Origin of the sequence: Microvirga sp. 2MCAF38 (assembly GCF_052115485.1) — a bacterium.
Classification (GTDB): Bacteria; Pseudomonadota; Alphaproteobacteria; order Rhizobiales; family Beijerinckiaceae; genus Microvirga.
On record NZ_JBFRGU010000005.1, the window covers coordinates 258,579 to 277,821 of the forward strand.

Consider the following 19,243-nt stretch of genomic DNA (forward strand, 5'->3'; position numbering starts at 1 on the left):
TGTGGGGGAGAGCTGGAGAGGGGGGTATTGGTGCGACCTTGTTCACGTTGGCGGTGGCACCCCCACCCCTAACCCCTCCCCACAAGGGCGAGGGGAATCGCGGGAGCGAAACGATGACCCGTATTCTCGTCACAGGCGGCGGCAAGGGCGTCGGAGCGGCCATCGTGCGCGCGCTGGTCGCGGCCGGCCACGATGTGGACTTCACCTATCGCTCGTCAGGCGATTCAGCGGCGGCACTGGCCGCCGATCTCATGACCGCCTATCCCGGTCGCAAGGTCGCGGGCCATTCGCTCGATCTGTCCGACAAGGCGGCGCTCGACGCCTTCTGCGAAAGCATCGAGGGCGAGGCCTTCTTCGGCTTCGTCCATAATGCGGGCCAGCCCTATGACGCGCTCGCCGCCATGATGCAGCAGGACAAGGCCGAAGCCGCCATGCAGGTGAACTTCTGGTCCCTGACGCGGATCGCCAAATCGCTTATGCGCGGCATGATCCGCGCCAAGGCCGGACGCATCGTCGCCATCGGCTCGGTCGCGGCGCTCCAGGGCAATCCCGGCAACGCGGCCTATGCGGCCTCCAAGGGCGCGCTGATCTCCTATTGCCGCACGCTTGCCATCGAGACGGCGAAGCGCGGCGTGACGGTGAACGTCATTGCACCGGGCTTCATCGACACGGACATGATGGCCCCTTACGCCGCCTATCGCGACAATATGGAAAAGCAGATTCCGGCCGGCCGCTTCGCCAAGCCGGAAGAAATCGCGGGCCTCGCCGCCTTCCTCATGTCCGAGCCCGCCGCCTACATGACCGGCACGGTGCTGCCGATGGATGGCGGGCTGACCTCGATGATCGGCGTGCATCGGTAAGACGATAGTCCGAGTGAGCCGGTTTTGCGAACAATGTTATAAGGGGGCGTGATCAACTACGAAGACGTAACGACTCATCGAAGGCGCTCTGTCCTTCCCCCCGACCTCCAACGGTCCATCGCTCGGTTGGGCGAAAGACTTCGGGCGGGACGGGTGGACGAAAAGGCGCTTACAGCGTTTGTCCTCGGCTTCCATCAGCTTCCTGTCGAGGTTCATCCGCAAGCCGCGATGGAAATCCGCGAGATCAGCGGGTTGTATCGTCTCTACAAAGCCAAATCGACTTACCTCAGTCTGATTTGGCCAACGAGAACGGAAAGCGATCTGCTACGGCAGCATTCGCCACTGAAGTTTCTCTATATTTTTCACGGTAGCGGATATTTACGCGAGGCGGCTCTGGAGGCTTTCGACGGGCCGCTGGAAAGCCCCTTCCTGTTTGCGTGTATAGCCTATCGCTTGAACGATTGGGTGAAAGAGATCCGACAAGCGGCGCTCGCATGCGCGGAGAGGACGTTTCGGCAAACCGCGCCCGATATCATCGCAAAGGCCGCCTTCATTCTGCTCCCGCGCGTCCGCGACTGGCATCGGTGGAGCGAAGAGGCTGCGATCCTAGAGAAAACCTTCTCTCGCCCCGATGTCGTAGAACGCCTGGCATTGCTTATCGCAACCGAGGTCACTGGACCGGCGGGCAAAGCGCTTACATTTGCGATGCGTCACGCAGAAATGGACCGTCATCTCATGCGCATCTCCCAGGTCGCGGTGCAGCCGCCTGTGCGCGCATTGACCCTCAGAATTCTCATTGAGGGCCGGATCTTGTGGCCGGAAGGTATTAGGAAAGAGTGGATCGACAAGTCGATGGGGCGCTACAAACTCGCTGTGACCTACGCGGAGCGCGTGATTGAGCGGCCTGTCTCTCTCGATTCGCTGATCGCCCAGGGGGCGGCAGACAAGGCAGCCATGGTGCGTCGGGTCGCGGCGGACGGGCTTGTCCGCCACCGAGCCTCTTTGAATGAGGTCGACCAGCTGACGGCGAAATTCGCCGCAGATCGGAGCGCCGCCGTCCGGGAGCGCGCAATCTTCATCCTTAAAGAACGGGACGAGGAGGGGAGACGATAAGGGCGAGGGCAGTGCGCAGAGCTTGTCATCCGCCTCAATGAGACGGCCCGGGAAGGTGCGACGGCTGCCGCGCGCCTTGTCCGTCACGCACGGCGGTTATGGGTTCAGGGCTCCGCTGCGCAGCCCCGGAATGACGGGTGAGATCGGCCCCCGAACGACATCACGCCTTCACTTCGGCAATGGCCCGCACGAGCGCCAGCACCTGACGTCGCAGGCTGGGATGGGCGATGGCGGCGAAGGCCTGGAGCAGGGGTAGGCTCTGCGGTGTGTCCAGAACGAGGATCGGTGATCCGTCGGCCTGATCATCCGCGTCGTAGAAGGACGCGACCGGAACGCTCAGGACCCGCGCGATCTCCTGCAAGCGGCTTGCGCCGATGCGGTTCGTGCCCCGCTCATATTTCTGGACCTGTTGGAAGGTGACCCCGAGCGCCTGGGCCAGTTTTTCCTGACTCAACCCCATGGCGGTGCGCCTCACGCGAACGCGCTGACCGATGCGCTGGTCGGCGGCGCTGGGCGCTTTGGCGGCGTTTGGTTGGGCGCTTGGCGCTCTGGCGCGGTCGGACGACGTGCTCATGAAAACTCCCCCGTGGCGGTGAACGACCACCAGCACAACCGCTGGTGGTCGGGGAGTTAGAAAACCGCCCAAGGACGGCCGCGATGACCTTTAGGCTTTCGCCCTGGACATGCGCCATCGCCTCCCCGGCCATAGCTGGGAAGGCATCGTTGACGGCCGATACCGACCGCCTTGGGAAGAGGTTTCTACGCCCCAGAACCGGCTGCGGCCGGCTCCGGCTACGAGATAACACGCAGGAGGGGGAAAGGGTCAATGGCACGCCAAGCCTCCCTCCCGTCATTCCGGGGCTCTCCCCCGTCATTCCGGGCCGCGCAGCGGAGCCCGGAACCCAGAGCCGCCGAGGGTGGTGGAGAGGGCGCAACGATGGCCGTCGTTTCTTATGCGGATAAGCCAGCGTTTATGGGTTCCGGGCTCTCGTCTAACGCTCGCCCCGGAATGACGGGTAGGGAGGTGGCGGCTTGTCATCTGGCGCTTCGCCCTTTAATCCCGCCGTTATCAGTTTTCTTTCGTCATGGCCGTCCCCGGACTGGATCCGGGGATCAGCCCGGCCATCCACGTCTTGCTCCCGCGAAAAGACGTGGATTCCCGGAACGGGTCCGGGGATGACGCCGAATAGGAATGTTTCATGCGTGCCCTTCAGCTTTTCGGCGACCGCGATCTGCGCCTGACGGAAATGGACGCTCCGCCGCCCCCGGCTGACGGCGAGGTGCAGATCCGCGTCAAGGCGCTGGCACTGAACTATCTCGATGTCTGGGGCTTTCGCGGCATGGCTTTCGCCAAGCGCAAGATGCCGCAGGCGGTGGGCGTGGAGGCGTCGGGCGAGATCGCGGCTGTCGGCGCGGGCGTCACCAAGTTCAAGGTCGGCGACAAGGTCACCATGTACGGCGCGGAGACCTGCGGCCATTGCAAGGCCTGCCGCGAGGGGCGCGATAATCTCTGCGAGAACGTCGCCGGCATCATGGGCTTCCATATCGACGGCTTCGCCCGCGAGCTGATCAACCGGCCGGAACGCCTCGTCATTCCGGTGCCCTCGAATGTTTCTTTCGAGGATGCGGCCTGCGCACCCATCGGCTTCGGCACGGTGCAGCACATGCTGTTCGACAATGCGAAGCTGGAGCCGGGTGAATCGATCCTCGTCCATGCGGGCGGGTCCGGGATCGGCACGGCGGCAATTAAAATGGCGAAGGCCATCGGCTGCGAGGTCTTCACCACCGTCGGCGATGACGAGAAGGGCGAGAAGGCCAAGGCGCTCGGCGCGGATCACGTGGTCAACTACCGCACCGAGCGTTTCGAGGGCGAGGTTCGTCGCCTCACCAAGCGCAAGGGCGTCGACGTGGTGTTCGAACATGTGGGCGTCGATACCTGGAACGGCTCGCTGCTCTGCCTCAGGCGCGGCGGCCGGCTCGTCACCTGCGGCTCGACCTCGGGCGTCTCGACGACCATGAACCTGATGCAGCTCTTCCAGCAGCAATACCGCATCTTCGGCTCGTTCGGCTGCAACATGCGCAACATTTCCGAGTCCCTCGAGAAGATGGCGGGTGGGATGAACCCCGTGATCGATTCCATCTTCAAGCTCGACGATTTCCAAAAAGGCCTGGAGCGGTTGGAAAGCCGCAAGGCCTTCGGCAAGATCGTCGTGGCGTTCTAAGAGTTTCGCTCGTGCATCATCACGCCAAGCGCTCGCGGAGTCTTCTGTCGCGCCTCGCCGAAACGGTGATGGTGGGCCTCGTGCGCGGCGTCTTCGGCTTCGCGCGATTGATCGGACCGGAGCGGTCGGCCGCCCTGGGCGCGGGGCTGGCGCGGACCATCGGACCGTTTCTCCCCGCCCATCGCACGGCGCTTGCCAATATCCGCGCGGCCTATCCGGACATGTCGGAAAAGGATGTGCGCGCTTTGGCCCTGGCGGCCTGGGGCAATCTCGGCCGCACAGGCGCGGAATATCCGCATCTCGGCGAATTGTTCGATTTCGATCCCGATGCCATGACGCCCGGCCGGGTCGAAGTGGATGGAATCGACCAATTCGTCGCGCTTCGTGATGACGGAAAGCCCGGCATCTTCTTTTCGGCCCACCTCGCCAATTGGGAATTGCCCGCCATCTGCGCGGCCCGCTTCGGGCTTGATGCGACGGCGGTGTTTCGCGCGCCGAACGATCCGGCGGTAGCCCGCGTGCTGCACGAGATCCGCTCGGGCACCATGGGTGGGTTGGAGGCCGCGCGGCAGGGGGCCGCCTTCGCCATGCAGGGCGCCTTGGAGAAGGGCAGCCATCTCGGCATGCTCATCGACCAGCATTTTACCCGTGGCGTCGAGGTGGATTTCATGGGCCGTCCGGCCATGGTGAACCCAATCCTCGGCAAGTTCGCACGCCGGTTCGATTGCCCCGTGCACGGGGTGCGTGTGATCCGTTTGCCGAACCACCGCTTCCGCCTGCAACTGACGCCGCCGCTCGATCTTCCACGCGATCCGGATGGGCAGATCAACGTCGCAGGGGCGATGCAGGCCATGACCTCCGTGGTCGAAGGCTGGGTGCGGGAAAATCCCGAGCAATGGCTCTGGATGCACAGACGTTGGCGCGTCCCGGCTCCGCGCTCAAGGTAACGTGAGTTTTCTTTCAACGAATTTCGTGTTCCATGGAAGCATGGGTTCACGTTTGAAATTTCTGCTGGCTTTCGGCCTTGCGGCGCTCAGCCTGCCGGCGGTGGCCGAGACCCCGCGTGCGGTGGTGGAATTGTTCACGAGCCAGGGCTGCTCCTCATGCCCACCGGCTGATGCGGTGCTGGCCGATCTCGCGCGCCGTCCGGATATGATCGCCCTGACCTTCCCGGTCGATTACTGGGATTATCTCGGCTGGAAAGACACCCTCGCGCAGCCCGCCTTTACCTTGCGCCAGAAGGCCTATGCCCTGGCCCGCAGCGACCGGCAGGTCTTCACGCCGCAGATCGTCGTGAACGGCGTCAAATCCTGTGTCGGTTCCGACCGCGCGCAGATCGAGCGCTCCATCCAGAGCACGGGTCGGCACGGTAATAATCTCGCGGTCGAGGTCACCGCCCACGAGAGGAACGGCATCGTCACCATCGATGTCGGCAACGCGATGTCGGACGCGAGCATGCGCTACGCGGAGGTTTGGATTCTCCCGGTCACGCGGTTGCAGACCGTGCAGATCGGCCGTGGCGAAAACCGGGGTCGTGCCATGACCTACGCCAACGTTGTGCGCGACATTCGCCATGTCGGTGCGTGGAGTGGCGCGAAAATGCAGTTCGAAGTGCCCGCTGCCCATGCCCGCGAGGGCGGCGACGGCTATGTGGTGTTGCTGCAAGCCGTCGACGATGCGCGACCGAGCATCATTCTCGGCGCGGCGAAGAGCGAAGGCCTCTGATCCGCAAGAGTTTGATGCTGCATGATCCGGGCGAACAACCGGTTTCCACTTGTTCTGATCATGCTCTAGGCGGATCGTTCAAGCGGATCTTCTCAGATCATGATCACCCGGTTCGGCAATTCGTTCGTCTCGTCGATACGCGGCGGCGCGTGTTCGGCGAGGATCGAGCCGGTGCGTTGCACGGCGCGGTCCAGCCCTTCGGCGACACGCCCCTCGCCGATAGCGGTGACGAGGTCATGCACGATGTCGTTCCAGACATTCTGATCGACGCGAGCGGCGATGCCGATATCGGCGATGATTTCCGCATAGTGTTCGGCGGCCGCCACATAGATCAGAACGCCGGTGCGCTCGCGGGTTTGGATCAGGCCGCGGCTTTTGAACTCCCGATGCGCGGCTTCATGTGCGCGGGCATGTTTCACGACGCGCGGCACCAGCGCGAAGCGGTTGTTCACGAGCGAGAGAAGAAAGCTCAGCACGATGGCGACACCGAGCTGGATCAGAAAGATGCGGGACGCGCTGAGCGCCGTCAGCCAGATCAGCGGCCAGGGCGTGACAAGGGCGGCGAGCAGCGCCCAGATCAACGGGATCGAGCGGTAGCCGCCCGCCTGATTGGCGACGACGATGACGATCTCACCCGCCGTATTCGCCTCGAGATCATGGACGATCTGCGTGAGGCGATCCTGCTCCTCGATGGTGATCATGCTACCAGCTCCCCGACGCGCCGCCGCCACCGGAGGAGCCGCCCCCTCCCGAGAATCCGCCGCCTCCGCCTCCGCCACCTCCCCAGCCTCCGCCGCCCCATCCGCCCATGCCCGTCGGAATGATCCAGGGGCCCGCGCGCCCGCGCCGCACGCCGCGTCCGCCGCCTGGATTGAGGGCGCGGAAGATGATGAAGACGAGGATCATGAAGACGATGAAGGGAATAATCGATTCGGCGCCGCCGCTCTCGTCCTCACGCACCTGCGCCCGGCGCTGCCATTCCTCAGCATCGCCGGAGAGGATCGAGAGAATGGCATCCGTTCCCGCACCGATGCCTCCGGCAAAATCGCCCTTCTGGAATTGCGGCGCAATCGCCGTCGAGATGATGACCTTGGAGAGCGCGTCGGTAAGCGCGCCTTCGAGGCCGTAGCCGACCTCGATGCGCACCTTACGTTCCTTGGGCGCAACGATCAGCAGCGCGCCGTTGTTCTTGGCCTTCTGGCCGATCTGCCAGGTGCGGAACAGGCGGTTCGCGTAATCCTCGATCTCGTAGCCCTCCAGCGACGGCACGGTCGCGACCACGAGCTGGTCGCTCGTCTTGTCCTCATAGGCCTTCAACTTGGCTTCGAGGGCGGCGCGCTGATCGGGCTTCAGGAGATTTGCGGCATCGACCACCCGCCCCGTGAGCGCGGGGAAGGTTTGGGCGAAAACCGGAGCGTGGAGAAATATCCCGAGGCAGAGAAGAAGCACGACGAACATCCTCCTCCTGAGGGAGAAGGACGGCAGGGAGACATGAACACGCGTGGCGGAGCGAAACACGTCTAGAATTTCACCTGCGGCGGCCGTTCGGCGCCGGACGTGGCGGCGAAGGTCTCCATGGGCTTCGCGCTGGGATAGAGAATTGCGGCGATCCAGCGACCGGGGATCGTGCGCAGCTCGGTGTTATAGGCGCGAACCGACTCGATATAGTCGCGCCGCGCCACGGCAATGCGGTTTTCCGTGCCCTCCAGCTGCGATTGCAGGGCCAGGAAATTGGCGTTCGATTTCAGTTCCGGATAGCGCTCGACGGTGGCGAGCAGCCGCCCCAGCGCGCCGGATAATTGCGCCTGTGCTTCCTGGAACTGGCGGAATTTTTCCGGATCGGTGACGGTGGAGGCGTCGACCTGGATCTGACTCGCCTTGGCGCGGGCTTCGGTGACCTGCGTCAGAACCTCGCGCTCCTGCTGCGCGAAGCCCTTCACCGTTTCCACGAGATTGGGCACGAGATCGGCCCGGCGCTGATACTGGTTCTGGACTTCGCTCCAGGCCGATTTGGCATGTTCCTCCAAGGTCGGCACATTGTTGATGCCGCAGGCCGACAGACCGAAAGCGAGGACCAGCCCGAGAAGGGCGGTCGGTAACCGAAGGGGAAAGAACCCTGGCATCCTCGTAGTCCTTTTCAGCTTGGCCGGACTCGTGGTCCGCTCAAGACATGGGGCAACGTCGCGTTTCGCCAAGCGTTCTTCTAAGCGGTTTTTGGAGGTATACAATCGCGACTTGAGGTAAGGCTGGGCCCTTGCCCCGACACAGGTGAAACATGACTTTTCTGCCCGATCTGAGCACGCTCCTGACCTATTCGCTCGCTTGCACGGTGCTGTTCATCACGCCGGGGCCGGACATGAGCCTGTTTCTTGCAAAGACCATGGCTGGCGGACGCAAGGCCGGCATGGCCTCCATGCTCGGCGCCATGGTCGGATGCTGTGTGCACACGCTTCTGGCAGCCCTCGGCCTCTCGGCCCTGCTGGCGGCCTCCGTCACGGCGTTCACGGTGCTCAAAATCGTCGGCGCCTTGTATCTCCTGTGGCTCGCCGTGGATGCGGTCCGGCACGGCTCGGCGCTCAACCTGAAACAGGATGAGAAGGCCGAAGTGTCGATCTGGAAAACCTTCATGGTCGGCGTCGGCATCAATCTCACCAATCCCAAGGTGGTTCTGTTCTTCGTGACCTTCCTGCCGCAATTCGTGCAGGCGGGTGATCCGAATGCCGCCGAGAAACTCGTTTTTCTCGGGCTCTATTTCATCGCGCTGACCGCGCCCATGGCGGCCATCATGATCCTGGGAGCGGATAAGGTGATCGCGCTCCTGCGCCGCCGCCCGAAGGTGATGCGCGCCATCGACTATTCCTTCGCCGGATTGTTCTCAGCCTTCGCGGTGAAGATTCTGGCGACGGCGTCGCGGTAGGATCCTGCAAAACCCCGTCATTCCGAGCTCGCCTGCGGGCCCCGGAATGACAAGGGTATCGTCGTGGATGGATAGTCGGGACGGGTAGCGACGCTTGGCGGATCATGCTCTAAGCATTCCATTACAAGTCGTATGAGATACGGGGGCGATGCGCAGCGATCTCGACCCATTGCCGGCCAGAGTGCGCCTGGATCTGCGCCGGGTGCTCGAGGTGCTGTTTGCCGAATTCGACGAGGCCCTGAAAGGCAAGCTCGCCCCCGAGCGCAAGAAAGGCCGCATCCTCAAGGTGATCCTCTACGGCTCCTTTGCCCGTGGCGAGGGAGTGATCGACCGGGTCAGCGGCTATGTCTCCGATTACGACCTGCTGGTGGTGGTGAATAACGATGAATTCGCCGATTTCGAATATTGGCAAGGCGCCGAGGACCGGTTCGTCCAGCGCGCGCTGAGCGCGCCTTTGCGGCCGGTGCCGAGCCTGATCGTGCACAGCCTGCACGACGTCAACGAGAAGCTGGCGCATGGCCGTTATTTCTTCATGGACATCTTGCGCGAGGGCATCGCGCTCTACGAGAAGTCCGGTCATCCCTTCGTCAAGCCGCAGCCGCTGACGCCGGAGGCGGCGCGGGAAGAGGCGAAGGGATACTTCGACTATTGGTTTCCGCTTGCTTCCCAGCGGTTCGAATTGGCTCAAGAAGCGATATCGCGCGGATATCTCAGAGATGCGGCATTCGATCTGCACCAATCGGTCGAGCGGTTGTATCACTGCGTACTCTTGGTGATGACGCTCCATACGCCCGCAAGCCACAACATCAAACATCTGCGTGGATTGTGCGAGGATCTCGATAGGCGTCTGATTGCGGCCTGGCCGCGAGACACGCGTTTGGCGCAGCGCCATTTCGAGAAGCTCAAGCGCGCCTATGTCGATGCGCGTCACTCACCCCATTACGAAATCACGCTGGAAGAGCTGGCCTGGCTCGGCGAGCGCATCGCAGTGCTGCAGAACATCGTGCGCGAGATCTGCGAAGAGCGGCTGAAATCATAACCCTCTCCGTCATTCCGGGGCTTGCGCCCATGGCGGCCATCATGATCTTGGGGGCGGACAAGGTGATCGCGCTCCTGCCCGCCGCCCGAAGGTGATGCGCGCCATCGACTATTCGTTTGCGGGACTGTTCTCGGCGTTTGCGTTGAAGATTTTGGCGACGGAGGCGCGATAGGGCTTCTCTCTCCTCCTTGCGGGGAGGGGGTCGCAAAGTCGAAGCCCAGCGATCTTTCGCCTTTGCGCTGCTAATACAGCCCTCGAACCTTTGTACGTTCACCCGGTCGAACCACCCCCACCCTAACCCTCCCCGCAAGGGGGAGGGAATTAGCGTGGCGCCTGACGCTCGCCGCCCGAATCCCGTCCCGCAATCAGCCAATAAATCAATCCGGCCACGGCACCGGTCAGGCCGAGCACCGCGCTCACATGCAATTCGGCGGGGGTCGCGACGCGGATCGAGCCGCGTAAGATCCACGGCACCGCTGCGGTCAGAATGGCGGTCGCACACACATGCCAGACGAGGCTCTTGGCTTTCACGACCTCGCTGACGATGGCGACGAGGAGCGGTGGGAAAACCAGGAGCGTGAAGACCAGCCGCCCCATGACCTCGAAGGCCTGTCGGATGATCGGCTCAGGATCGTCGGACGAAAAGATGTCATCCATCAGGGACCAGAAGCCGGCGAAGACCGTGTCGCCGGTGAGCGTCGCCATGGTCGGATCGACGATGCAGGCGAGGAAAAGGAAGAACCCGCTCGCGCCGATGGCAACGAGAAGCGCGAAGGGGATGAGAAGAAGCCAGCGGAGCATTTGCCAGTTATGTCACAGGCGCTTTGGATGAGCTACGCTTCTGACGAATCCCAGCTAGATTTCGACGCCGAATATCTCGCAACGCGAGCGTATGAAATCGACCCCGCCGTTCGTCGTTGTCGGTCAGACCTACTCCCCGTCCCCCAGCGCATACACACCTTCCGCCCCGATGCCTTGTTCGGCCATCAGGCGGGCGCGGGCGCGCAGCTTTTCCGTTTCGCTCTTGAGCTGGCCGCAGGCGGCGAGGATGTCGCGGCCGCGGGGGGTGCGGACGGGGGAGGCGTAGCCGGCGCGGTAGACGATTTCGGAGAAGCGCTCGATGCGCTCCCAATCCGAGCATTCGTATTTCGAGCCGGGCCAGGGATTGAACGGGATCAGGTTGATCTTTGCCGGAATGCCCTTGAGCAGGCGCACCAGTTCGCGCGCATCCGCGTCCGAATCGTTGACGCCCTTGAGCATCACGTATTCGAAAGTGATGCGGCGTGCGTTCGACAGGCCGGGATAGGCGCGGCAGGCGTCGAGCAATTGCTTGATGTCGTATTTGCGGTTGATCGGCACGAGGTCGTCGCGCAGCTCGTCGCGGACCGCATGCAGCGAGATCGCCAGCATGGTGTTGGCTTCGTTGCCTAGGCGCTCCATCTGCGGCACCACGCCGGAGGTGGACACGGTGATGCGGCGGCGCGAGAGTGTGAGGCCCTCGTTGTCGGACATCACGTCGATGGCGGCGACCACGTTGTCGATGTTGTACAGCGGCTCGCCCATGCCCATGAACACGATGTTCGAGACGAAGCGGTTGCCGTCGCTCGGCACGAACGCGCCCTCGGGCGGGCTCGCATCCGGCCAGTCGCCGATGCAATCGCGCGCGACGACAAGTTGGGCTACGATTTCGGCGGAAGTCAGGTTGCGCACGAGGCGCTGAGTGCCGGTGTGGCAGAAGGAGCAGGTGAGGGTGCAGCCGACCTGGCTCGACACGCAGAGCGTGCCCCGGTCGACTTCCGGAATGTAGACGCACTCGATTTCCGCGCCCTTGTCGAGGGGGCCGGTGGAGGCCATGCGAATCAGCCACTTGCGGGTGCCGTCCTTCGACACCTGCTCGGAGACCACTTGCGGTCGCGCCAGTGTATAAGCCTCGGCCAGCGCCGTGCGCAGGCCCTTGCCCACATTGGTCATCTCGTCGAATTGCTTCGCGCCCCGGAAATAGATCCAGTGCCAGAGCTGCGCGACACGCATCTTGTGCTCGCGCTCCGGCACGCCGATCTGGGCGAGCTTGTCCTTCAGCTCGTCGCGGGTGAGGCCGACGAGAGACGTCTGGCCCGAGGCGGACACGGTGATCTCAGCCTTTTTCTCGATGGCAAGCGTTTCCCGCCCGGCCGCGCGCGCGGCTTCGGTCACCGCGACAGGGGCCGCGTTGGGGTTATGCTTGGCGATGTCGAGCGCCGTCGCCATGGGAAATCTCAGCCTTCGTTAAAGGCATGATTCAGAAAAGTGGAACCCGGTTTTCTGATAAAATCATGCGACATCACAAACTTAGTGTCCGTCCCGGACACCAAGGGAATGCAGGCCCTATAACACGATTACGACGGAAAAGAGAGCCCTTTACGGGCACTCTTTCCGGGCGCGATCGAGAGCCTGGCCGAAGCCGGAAAGGGAATAGCGGTCGGTGAGCTGGTTGCCCCGTCCCGATTGCGCCTTCACCAGAACGCTCTGCCCCTTGGACATGGTCGCAATGGCCTGGCCTTCCTCGGCGGGGTTCTTCAGCCACGCATTGGCGCCTTGGGTCAGAAGGGCATAGCTGGTGGTGCCGATGGCGGCTTCCGCCTTCGCGTTTTCCTTGGCGCCGAAGCCGAACACGAAGGCGACTTCGTTCTTCACGTTCTCCGCTGGACGCAGCGAGACGAACATATAGGCCGGATCGCGGCTGAGATTTTTCGGCAGGCGCTCCTTCGGCTGGCTGAGCGCGTAGCAGATCTTCGTTTTGCCGGTGGAGGCGATATAGACGCCCCAATCGCCGAAGGAGGCGAGAAGCGTTGCGCCGCCGGGGCCGGCCGCTGGGGCCGCCGAAGTGGCGGGCTTTGCCGCCGGCTTCGCGGCGGGCGCGGCCTTCGTCGGCGTCGCCTTGGCGGGTGCGGCCTTAGCGGGTGCGGCCTTGGCGGGTGCGGTTTTCCCCTTCGTCGTGGTGGCCGGCTGAGCCAGAACTTCAGCCCCAGAACCGATGACGAAAGCAGCGGAGATGATGCTCGCGGCGAGGCCGCGCTGAAGAGATGTGAGAATCATGAGGCGAAGCCTATACCGGGATGGTTAAGAACTCTTCACCACCTTCGCCGTGCTTCGCGAAGAGGAAAAACGGCCCCGGTTCTGCGACGAATTTTCGCGCTCCGACAAGCGTGATCGACTGCCCCTCGTCATAAGAAGGTTGGGTCAGACCACGAAAAGATCCTTGTTCGTCAGGAGGAGGCCGGGCTTCAGCTTGGCAAAGAGAACGGCTGCCGCCTGTCCGGTGCCGTCGGGATCGTAATACAGGGCGCCGGTGTCGCTGTTGTAGATGACACGGTCGCTCGCATCGTGGGCCGCAGGTCCGATATGGAAGGCATCCGGCTTGAGCACGCCCTTCTTTCCCAGCTTGGTGAAGTAGGTCTTGTCGAGAAGCATCGAATCGTCGCGCACGGAGAAATCCGTGATCGTGTCGACGTTTTTCCTGCCCGGTTTTGCCTCGGAGAATGAAAAGTAGTCCTTTCCCTTGCCGCCGGTGAGCGTGTCGTTGCCCGCCCCGCCCTGGAGGATGTCGTTTCCGCCATCGCCGTAAATCCGGTCGTTACCGGCCTCACCGAGGATCAGGTCGTGGCCGCCGCCGCCATAGATCGTGTCCTTGCCGCCGCCGCCATAGAAGAGATTGGACCCGGAATTCCCTTTGAGACGATCATTCCCCTGATCGGCGAGGACGCCTTCGACGGATGAGATCTGATACGTTCCAAAGCCCGTGAATTGAGGTCCGGTCTTGTTGAGGTCGACGCTCACGTTCTGGGTCCCGGAAAAAACCAGGGTGTCGTTTCCGGCGTCACCGAAGACCGTGTAATCCCCCCAGGCCGCTTCCAGAAGATCGTTCTCGGCAGTGCCGGTCAGAAGTAAGGTTTTAGGATCGGCGGGGATGGTAGCCATGGGAACCTCTTCACGGGACAGAGCGCGATCTAGGAAGGATCATGCCCTTACGGAAGATGCTAAGTAGCTCGGGCTTTTTGCCCGACAATCCCTATGAAGTGTCAGGCCGAACCTGCTCCTTTTGGCTAAGAAATAGCCCTTTCGCTCCTGAGGTCGTCGCGATTCAGCTCTGAGCGCCCAGCGCCTCTCGCGCCAGTTTGCGGTGCGTGTCCTTGATGGAGCCCGCGACCTGCGTGATGGCGGTGGCGAGAACGGCGGCATCGTCCGCAAAGCCGATGATGGGCAGGAAATCCGCAATCGCGTCGGTCGGGAAGATGAAGTACGCGATGGCGCCGAGCAGGATGAACTTTACCCGGCGTGGCGTTGCCGGATCGACGGCGCAGAAATAGGCAGCCAGCAGGTCTTCCGCGAAGGGGATGCGAAGGCCCACTTGTCTGAGCTTTTTCCAGAAGCGGCGCTTCACCCCGTCCTCGTCGCGGGAGGCGAGACGCATGGCCTCGATCTCGGCCTTCGTGAAAGGCTTTGTGATCGATTCGTTCATTTTAACCTCAACTCCTGGCCAACATCGTATCCGCCCTGCGCGCGATACCTTACAAATGTCGCATCAGGGAGAAAACGCATGAAGATCGACGAAACTGTGGCGGCCATCGTGACGGGCGGCGCATCGGGCCTGGGCGAGGCGACGGCACGGATGCTGGTCAATGAAGGAGCGAAGGTCGCGATCTTCGACCGGGACGCCGAGCGTGGCGGCCGGGTTGCCGGGGAAATCGGCGCGATCTTCTGTGAGGCGGATGTGACGGACGAAGCCTCCCTCGACAGCGCCCTTGCAAAAGCGCGCGCGGTCAATGGCGTCGAGCGTGTGCTGGTCAATTGCGCGGGAATCGCGCCGGGTAAACGCACCGTGACGAAGAAGCGCGAGACCGGCGAGCTCGTCGCCCACGATCTGCCGAGCTTCCGGCGGGCCATCGAGATCAATCTCATCGGCACCTTCGCGATGGTCTCGAAATCTGCGGCCGCCATGGCGGGGCTCGACCCCGTGACCGCGGATGGGGGGCGTGGCGTCATCGTCAACACTTCTTCCGTCGCAGCACAGGACGGGCAGATCGGGCAGGCAGCCTATGCGGCCTCGAAGGGCGGCGTCGCCGCTTTGAGCCTGCCTCTCGCTCGCGATCTTGCGGGGTTCGGCATCCGCGTCATGGCGATCATGCCAGGACTGTTTCACACGCCGCTGTTCGAGGGCATCGCGGAGGAATACCGCAAGGCTCTGGAAGCCAACGTGCCGTTCCCTTCACGTCTCGGCAGGCCGGCCGAATATGCGCAGCTTGTGCGCAGCATCATCGAGAACGACATGCTCAACGGTGAAGCGATCCGCCTCGACGGCGCACTGCGCATGCAGCCGAAATAGGCGCGCTATTCCTGCTCCACGGTCAGCCCCGCCGCGAACTCGTTCATGTAATGGGCGAGTTCCATGTCGCGGCGGGTCAGGCCTCTCGCATCGTGAGTGGTCAAGGTCACATTCACGTTGCAATAGATGTTCGACCATTCCGGATGGTGGTTGAGTTTCTCGGCGACCATGGCGACACGGGTCATCCAGCCGAAGGCGGCGTTGAAGTCGTCGAATACGAATCGTTTGTGAATCGCATCGCGATCCGGCAACAGCGCCCATCCCTCCAGGGCCGACAGGAGTTCGGCGCGCTCGGCTTTGTTCAGGGGCGACATAAGGGGTTCTCCGGGACGTATCGTGTCCATAGTGATGACGCCATACGGCGGCTTTTCAAGGGGTCAGGCGATCCTGAGCAGCCGAATGAGACCCACGCTGATGACGATCAGGACAATGAGCGACAGCGTTACGCTGAGCGTCACACGCCCGCCCACGCGCCCGAGCACGCGCAAATCCACGCCGAGACCGAGAGCCGCCATGGAGACGACCGTCAGCATTGTTGCGGTCGGCGTGACGAAGCGCAGAACCGGTTCCGGTATGGCGCCCCACGAGCGCAACGCCGCGAGACACAAGAAACCCAGGATGAACCACGGCACCAGACGATTGAAGGAAAAGCTCGCGGAGCCGGTCGCGCCGCGACGCCCGGCGATAACGGAAAGAGCGATCACCACGGGGCCGAGCATCAGGACGCGCACAAGCTTCACGAGCGTGCCGAGTTGCGTGCTCACGAGCGAGACCGGCACGGTTGCGGCCAGAACCTGCGGCACCGCATAAACGGTCAGTCCCGCTAGCACGCCATATTGCGTCGCCGACAGATCGAGCACCGGCACGAGAAGCGGCAGGCCGAGCACCACGATGACGCCGAGAATGGCGGTGAAGGCAATGGAGGAGGCGACATCGTCGGCCTTGGCACCAATCACCGGAGCGACCGCCGCGATGGCGGAGTTGCCGCAGATGGAATTGCCGCAAGCCACAAGGACCGCCATCTTGCGTGGCAGTTTCAGCAACCGGCAGAGCGTATAGCTCGCGACGATGGCGACAGCCACGACGACGGCGATGCCGATCACGAGGCTCCATCCCGCCTGCATTACCGCCTGAAAACTGATCGAGGCGCCGAGCATCACGACGGCGATTTCAAGCAATGTCTTGGCGCTGAAGCCGATGCCGGGAACGAAACGCTGACCCGGCGTCCAGAAGGTCCGCACAGCCGTGCCGATGAGAATGGCGATGACGAGCGCTTCCAGATAGGGCCGCCCGGTCCAGTGTTCTTCCAGAAACTGCAACCCGACGGCGAGGGCCGCGATGGCAACGCAAAGGGCAATGCCCGGTATGAAATGCGCAATCCGCGAGCCGTTCATCGCATTTTTGTCCCGATCACGGCGCGAAGGCCAAATCATAGGGTTGCGCTAACGCTCCCACGGGCGGGACGCAAGCCCATCTTCAGAGGGTTTGTCTCAAGCCAGAACATTGTCCTCGATGGTGTGCCAGCCGCTGCGGATCGCCAAAGGATCGCGGTCGAGGATGAGATAGCAGCCGCCACCGGGATGGGTCGGGCGGCTTTCCGTGCCGATGGCCACTCGCTGCAGATGCGCGGTGAGAAGGCATCCGACGGCCCCGTGCGACACGACGATGATGTCGCCGGTGCCGTGTTCGTTGCGCAGGACCCGGGTTATCGCATGTACGATCCGCGTCTGCGCGTCGATGGCGCGCTCCCAGCCGCGGATGCTTCTTGTCGGATGGCCGAAGAACTCGCGCACCACGTCCCAGAATTCGGGCGGGGCGATATAGCCGGTCGCGGATCGGTCGTTCTCACCGAGATCGGGATCGGTCTTGATCGCGTGGCCAAACTTTTCCGCGACGATGAGAGCGCCGTCGATCGCCTTTTGCTCGGTGCTGGCATAGACGGCGTCGATGGTCCCGCTGGCGATGCTCTCTGCGAAGCGTTCCATCCGCAGACGCCCTGTCTCGGACAATGGCCACTCCGGCACAGGTTGGTTCGGGTTGATGACGACTTCGGGATGGGTGATGAAGATCAGGCGCGACATGAAGCAATCTTAAAGCATGATCACGCCCCATTGAAATATGATCATGTCCAAGTCATCGGTGGAAAACTTTGCAGCCGACACTATCCCAGCGGATAGGCGGCTTCGACGATATAGGGGCCGCCGCCCACGGAATCGCGCGAGGAGAACAACACGAAACGCTTCGCGGTGAAGGACAGTTTCGGAAAATGTCCGCGCGTCGCGAAATAATCGGCCACATCGATGGGCGAGGCGTCGCGTAACCGTGCGAGTGTCACGTGCGGCGTGAATTTCCGCTTCTCTGGCGGCAGGCCGACACGGCGCACGAGCCGCTCCTGCTCCGATTGCAGCTCATTGATCTCGTTGTTCGCCGACGCCTTGGCGAAGACGACGCGGGGGCGTCCGCCTCCGAAAGTGTCGAGGCTGTCGATCGTCACCGTCACCGGGCCGCGCCGACGGGTTTCTCCCAGGACCGAATAGAGATCATGGGCGGTCCGGTCGTCGATGTCGCCGATGAAGCGCAGCGTGATGTGGTAATTGTCGGGATCGATCCAGCGTGCCCCTGGCAGGCCGCCGCGATAGGTCGAGAGCCGAAGACCGATATCGGCCGGGATCTCGATGCCGGTGAACAGGCGTGGCATGGGCACCCCCTGAGGACTGGCGAACTCTTCTGCGATCATGCGGGCAGAGGGCCGCCCTCCACAATCGGCTAGAACGGACGATCAACAGCCTTCTTCGTTCCAAAACGATGGCAAGGACCGGGCTTTTTGGTGGGTGCGGCTATTTGCGCAGGCTTAGCCGTGACCTATGCGCCCGCCAGCCTCGCCCGCGGGTCTCGATCCTTCGATTTTTACATCGCCTTTTCGGAGAGGAATCGGATTTCGCTCGGCCGGATCCTGTTCTAGGATCGGGTTCTTCAGAGGAGGCTGCGATGTCCTTGAAGCAATTGTTCACCGAACATCCCGAATCGGTCGGGGAATCCTATTGGGAGCACATGGGCGTCGCCTTGAGCTTCGCCGGTCCGCTGGCGTTGGCAGCGTTCGCCGCCTTGATCCACGCGTTTCTGCCGTTTCTGTGCGTGACGACGGCCAGTGCCACCGTGAAGCGCCTTTACGCGCGCATGACGAATCGCACGCCGAAATCCTCTCAAATCATGACGAGTGACGGTATGCTCGCTTGGGATCCGGTAATCTAAAGGGTTAGAAGCGGAACGCTTAGCGCTCCTGCCGCGTCATCCTCCTACGAAGCTTTGGCGGGAGGGTTGCGAAATGATCAACCGCGCATCGTTCGTTGCATTGGCGGCTGCTGCCGTTTTCATGAGTGGCGTATCTCAATTGTCCGCTCGCGAAGTCGTCCCTTTCACCACAGGCATCGCGCCGGGAACCATTGTGATCCGTACCGCCGAACGGCGGCTTTATTTCGTGCGTGGCGACGGCAGTGCCGTGCGCTATCCCGTAGCGGTCGGGCGACGGGGCAAACAATGGACGGGTGAAGCGCGTATCGAAGGAAAATTCGTCAAACCCGCCTGGTCGCCTCCGCTTGAAGTGCGGCGCGACAATCCGAAACTCCCCGACGTGATTCCGGGCGGCGCGAGCAACAATCCCATGGGCCTGCGGGCGTTGACGCTGGATCGGGACGAATACGCGATCCACGGCACCAACCGTCCCGATTCCATCGGCACCTTTGCATCCTACGGCTGCATCCGGATGTTCAATGACGACATCGTGGATCTGTTCGAGCGCGTGAGTGTGGGAACGCGTGTGGTGGTGGACAGGTGAGGGGGAATGATACCCTCATCTTGAAACGCAGTCCTGTGGAGTGTTCGTCAGGTAGTGACTCAGCTTGGTCCGTGCTCTTCCCTCCCCCTTGCGGGGAGGGCAGGGGTGGGGGTTGAAAAGTCAGGGCGTTGCCTGTGATCCGATAAGCAGGAAGGCTGCTACAGCGCCAG

23 protein-coding genes are annotated in these 19,243 nt (G+C 62.6%); 10 read left to right on the plus strand and 13 right to left on the minus strand.

Annotation, left to right across the window (positions count from 1 at the left end):
• The first annotated feature begins 113 nt into the window (after positions 1-113).
• A complete protein-coding gene (locus AB4072_RS12865; protein ID WP_441968366.1) occupies positions 114-860 on the plus strand; it encodes an SDR family oxidoreductase in 747 nt (248 codons plus the stop codon).
• Between the two features lie 153 nt (positions 861-1,013).
• Positions 1,014-1,973 carry a hypothetical protein gene (locus AB4072_RS12870; protein ID WP_441968368.1) on the plus strand — a complete coding sequence of 320 codons (960 nt, stop codon included), beginning with the start codon at positions 1,014-1,016 and terminating at the stop codon, positions 1,971-1,973.
• A gap of 160 nt (positions 1,974-2,133) precedes the next feature.
• Here the strand turns inward: AB4072_RS12870 and AB4072_RS12875 are convergent, their stop codons facing one another.
• On the minus strand, positions 2,134-2,547 hold the full coding sequence (locus AB4072_RS12875; RefSeq protein ID WP_441968370.1) for a helix-turn-helix domain-containing protein: 414 nt from the start codon (positions 2,545-2,547) through the stop codon (positions 2,134-2,136).
• 625 nt (positions 2,548-3,172) lie between these two features.
• On the opposite strand from AB4072_RS12875, the gene AB4072_RS12880 reads away from it, so the two are divergent.
• The 3 genes from AB4072_RS12880 to AB4072_RS12890 are packed head-to-tail and all read left to right on the plus strand — an operon-like array spanning position 3,173 to position 5,920.
• Entirely contained in the window at positions 3,173-4,195 is a 1,023-nt protein-coding gene (locus tag AB4072_RS12880; RefSeq protein ID WP_441968372.1) for a zinc-binding dehydrogenase, read from the plus strand.
• Positions 4,196-4,206: 11 nt separating this feature from the next.
• Complete coding sequence (locus tag AB4072_RS12885; protein WP_441968374.1) at positions 4,207-5,142, plus strand: lipid A biosynthesis lauroyl acyltransferase; 936 nt, start codon at positions 4,207-4,209, stop codon at positions 5,140-5,142.
• A 40-nt stretch (positions 5,143-5,182) separates the two neighbouring features.
• Positions 5,183-5,920, plus strand: coding sequence for a DUF1223 domain-containing protein (locus tag AB4072_RS12890; RefSeq protein ID WP_441968376.1), 738 nt, complete (start codon positions 5,183-5,185; stop codon positions 5,918-5,920).
• A gap of 92 nt (positions 5,921-6,012) precedes the next feature.
• On the opposite strand, the gene AB4072_RS12895 is transcribed toward AB4072_RS12890, so the two are convergent.
• From AB4072_RS12895 to AB4072_RS12905, 3 genes are all read right to left on the minus strand, one after another.
• Positions 6,013-6,621, minus strand: a complete 609-nt coding sequence (locus tag AB4072_RS12895; protein ID WP_441968378.1) for a TPM domain-containing protein — start codon at positions 6,619-6,621, stop codon at positions 6,013-6,015.
• Position 6,622: 1 nt separating this feature from the next.
• Positions 6,623-7,378: a TPM domain-containing protein gene (locus AB4072_RS12900; RefSeq protein WP_441968380.1), complete on the minus strand. Its 756-nt coding sequence runs from the start codon at positions 7,376-7,378 to the stop codon at positions 6,623-6,625.
• 62 nt (positions 7,379-7,440) lie between these two features.
• Positions 7,441-8,043, minus strand: coding sequence for a LemA family protein (locus tag AB4072_RS12905; protein ID WP_441968382.1), 603 nt, complete (start codon positions 8,041-8,043; stop codon positions 7,441-7,443).
• Between the two features lie 152 nt (positions 8,044-8,195).
• Here AB4072_RS12905 and AB4072_RS12910 point away from each other — a divergent pair, with 152 nt between their 5' ends.
• A complete protein-coding gene (locus AB4072_RS12910; RefSeq protein WP_441968384.1) occupies positions 8,196-8,837 on the plus strand; it encodes a LysE family translocator in 642 nt (213 codons plus the stop codon).
• Between the two features lie 148 nt (positions 8,838-8,985).
• Entirely contained in the window at positions 8,986-9,876 is an 891-nt protein-coding gene (locus AB4072_RS12915; protein ID WP_441968386.1) for a HEPN domain-containing protein, read from the plus strand.
• Positions 9,877-10,197: 321 nt separating this feature from the next.
• Here AB4072_RS12915 and AB4072_RS12920 read toward each other — a convergent pair whose 3' ends face one another.
• The 5 genes from AB4072_RS12920 to AB4072_RS12940 all read right to left on the minus strand — a co-directional run bounded on the left by AB4072_RS12920 (position 10,198) and on the right by AB4072_RS12940 (position 14,374).
• Positions 10,198-10,677, minus strand: a complete 480-nt coding sequence (locus tag AB4072_RS12920) for a hypothetical protein (RefSeq protein WP_441968388.1) — start codon at positions 10,675-10,677, stop codon at positions 10,198-10,200.
• A gap of 129 nt (positions 10,678-10,806) precedes the next feature.
• Positions 10,807-12,123: a 23S rRNA (adenine(2503)-C(2))-methyltransferase RlmN gene (gene rlmN / locus AB4072_RS12925; protein WP_441968390.1), complete on the minus strand. Its 1,317-nt coding sequence runs from the start codon at positions 12,121-12,123 to the stop codon at positions 10,807-10,809.
• Between the two features lie 150 nt (positions 12,124-12,273).
• The gene (locus tag AB4072_RS12930; protein WP_441968391.1) at positions 12,274-12,951 is read right to left on the minus strand and encodes an invasion associated locus B family protein; all 678 of its coding nucleotides are present in this window, start codon (positions 12,949-12,951) and stop codon (positions 12,274-12,276) included.
• Between the two features lie 144 nt (positions 12,952-13,095).
• Entirely contained in the window at positions 13,096-13,833 is a 738-nt protein-coding gene (locus AB4072_RS12935; protein WP_441968393.1) for a hypothetical protein, read from the minus strand.
• A 163-nt stretch (positions 13,834-13,996) separates the two neighbouring features.
• Positions 13,997-14,374 carry a YkvA family protein gene (locus AB4072_RS12940; RefSeq protein WP_441968394.1) on the minus strand — a complete coding sequence of 126 codons (378 nt, stop codon included), beginning with the start codon at positions 14,372-14,374 and terminating at the stop codon, positions 13,997-13,999.
• Positions 14,375-14,452: 78 nt separating this feature from the next.
• Between AB4072_RS12940 and AB4072_RS12945 the strand changes: the two genes are divergently transcribed.
• A complete protein-coding gene (locus AB4072_RS12945) occupies positions 14,453-15,238 on the plus strand; it encodes an SDR family NAD(P)-dependent oxidoreductase (RefSeq protein ID WP_441968396.1) in 786 nt (261 codons plus the stop codon).
• Positions 15,239-15,243: 5 nt separating this feature from the next.
• Here AB4072_RS12945 and AB4072_RS12950 read toward each other — a convergent pair whose 3' ends face one another.
• The 4 genes from AB4072_RS12950 to thpR form a co-directional block, all read right to left on the minus strand.
• Positions 15,244-15,552 (minus strand): 4a-hydroxytetrahydrobiopterin dehydratase, encoded by a 309-nt coding sequence (locus tag AB4072_RS12950; RefSeq protein WP_441968398.1) that lies wholly within the window; start codon positions 15,550-15,552, stop codon positions 15,244-15,246.
• A 63-nt stretch (positions 15,553-15,615) separates the two neighbouring features.
• Positions 15,616-16,632: a YeiH family protein gene (locus AB4072_RS12955; RefSeq protein WP_441968399.1), complete on the minus strand. Its 1,017-nt coding sequence runs from the start codon at positions 16,630-16,632 to the stop codon at positions 15,616-15,618.
• 96 nt (positions 16,633-16,728) lie between these two features.
• On the minus strand, positions 16,729-17,319 hold the full coding sequence (locus AB4072_RS12960; protein WP_441968401.1) for a histidine phosphatase family protein: 591 nt from the start codon (positions 17,317-17,319) through the stop codon (positions 16,729-16,731).
• Between the two features lie 80 nt (positions 17,320-17,399).
• Positions 17,400-17,936 (minus strand): RNA 2',3'-cyclic phosphodiesterase, encoded by a 537-nt coding sequence (gene thpR, locus AB4072_RS12965; protein ID WP_441968403.1) that lies wholly within the window; start codon positions 17,934-17,936, stop codon positions 17,400-17,402.
• A 290-nt stretch (positions 17,937-18,226) separates the two neighbouring features.
• Here thpR and AB4072_RS12970 point away from each other — a divergent pair, with 290 nt between their 5' ends.
• Both AB4072_RS12970 and AB4072_RS12975 read left to right on the plus strand, forming a co-directional pair.
• Positions 18,227-18,490, plus strand: coding sequence for a DUF6356 family protein (locus AB4072_RS12970; RefSeq protein ID WP_441968404.1), 264 nt, complete (start codon positions 18,227-18,229; stop codon positions 18,488-18,490).
• Between the two features lie 121 nt (positions 18,491-18,611).
• Positions 18,612-19,073, plus strand: coding sequence for a L,D-transpeptidase (locus tag AB4072_RS12975; protein WP_441968581.1), 462 nt, complete (start codon positions 18,612-18,614; stop codon positions 19,071-19,073).
• Positions 19,074-19,243: the final 170 nt, after the last annotated feature.

Coding starts and splice junctions, on each gene's coding strand:
- AB4072_RS12865 (WP_441968366.1), top strand. CDS start 114: ATGACCCGTATTCTCGTCACAGGCGGCGGCAAGGGCGTCGGAGCGGCC.
- AB4072_RS12875 (WP_441968370.1), bottom strand. CDS start 2,547: ATGAGCACGTCGTCCGACCGCGCCAGAGCGCCAAGCGCCCAACCAAAC.
- AB4072_RS12880 (WP_441968372.1), top strand. CDS start 3,173: ATGCGTGCCCTTCAGCTTTTCGGCGACCGCGATCTGCGCCTGACGGAA.
- AB4072_RS12890 (WP_441968376.1), top strand. CDS start 5,183: ATGGGTTCACGTTTGAAATTTCTGCTGGCTTTCGGCCTTGCGGCGCTC.
- AB4072_RS12895 (WP_441968378.1), bottom strand. CDS start 6,621: ATGATCACCATCGAGGAGCAGGATCGCCTCACGCAGATCGTCCATGAT.
- AB4072_RS12900 (WP_441968380.1), bottom strand. CDS start 7,378: ATGTTCGTCGTGCTTCTTCTCTGCCTCGGGATATTTCTCCACGCTCCG.
- AB4072_RS12905 (WP_441968382.1), bottom strand. CDS start 8,043: ATGCCAGGGTTCTTTCCCCTTCGGTTACCGACCGCCCTTCTCGGGCTG.
- AB4072_RS12910 (WP_441968384.1), top strand. CDS start 8,196: ATGACTTTTCTGCCCGATCTGAGCACGCTCCTGACCTATTCGCTCGCT.
- AB4072_RS12915 (WP_441968386.1), top strand. CDS start 8,986: ATGCGCAGCGATCTCGACCCATTGCCGGCCAGAGTGCGCCTGGATCTG.
- AB4072_RS12920 (WP_441968388.1), bottom strand. CDS start 10,677: ATGCTCCGCTGGCTTCTTCTCATCCCCTTCGCGCTTCTCGTTGCCATC.
- rlmN (WP_441968390.1), bottom strand. CDS start 12,123: ATGGCGACGGCGCTCGACATCGCCAAGCATAACCCCAACGCGGCCCCT.
- AB4072_RS12930 (WP_441968391.1), bottom strand. CDS start 12,951: ATGATTCTCACATCTCTTCAGCGCGGCCTCGCCGCGAGCATCATCTCC.
- AB4072_RS12935 (WP_441968393.1), bottom strand. CDS start 13,833: ATGGCTACCATCCCCGCCGATCCTAAAACCTTACTTCTGACCGGCACT.
- AB4072_RS12940 (WP_441968394.1), bottom strand. CDS start 14,374: ATGAACGAATCGATCACAAAGCCTTTCACGAAGGCCGAGATCGAGGCC.
- AB4072_RS12945 (WP_441968396.1), top strand. CDS start 14,453: ATGAAGATCGACGAAACTGTGGCGGCCATCGTGACGGGCGGCGCATCG.
- AB4072_RS12950 (WP_441968398.1), bottom strand. CDS start 15,552: ATGTCGCCCCTGAACAAAGCCGAGCGCGCCGAACTCCTGTCGGCCCTG.
- AB4072_RS12955 (WP_441968399.1), bottom strand. CDS start 16,632: ATGAACGGCTCGCGGATTGCGCATTTCATACCGGGCATTGCCCTTTGC.
- AB4072_RS12960 (WP_441968401.1), bottom strand. CDS start 17,319: ATGTCGCGCCTGATCTTCATCACCCATCCCGAAGTCGTCATCAACCCG.
- thpR (WP_441968403.1), bottom strand. CDS start 17,936: ATGCCACGCCTGTTCACCGGCATCGAGATCCCGGCCGATATCGGTCTT.
- AB4072_RS12970 (WP_441968404.1), top strand. CDS start 18,227: ATGTCCTTGAAGCAATTGTTCACCGAACATCCCGAATCGGTCGGGGAA.
- AB4072_RS12975 (WP_441968581.1), top strand. CDS start 18,612: ATGAGTGGCGTATCTCAATTGTCCGCTCGCGAAGTCGTCCCTTTCACC.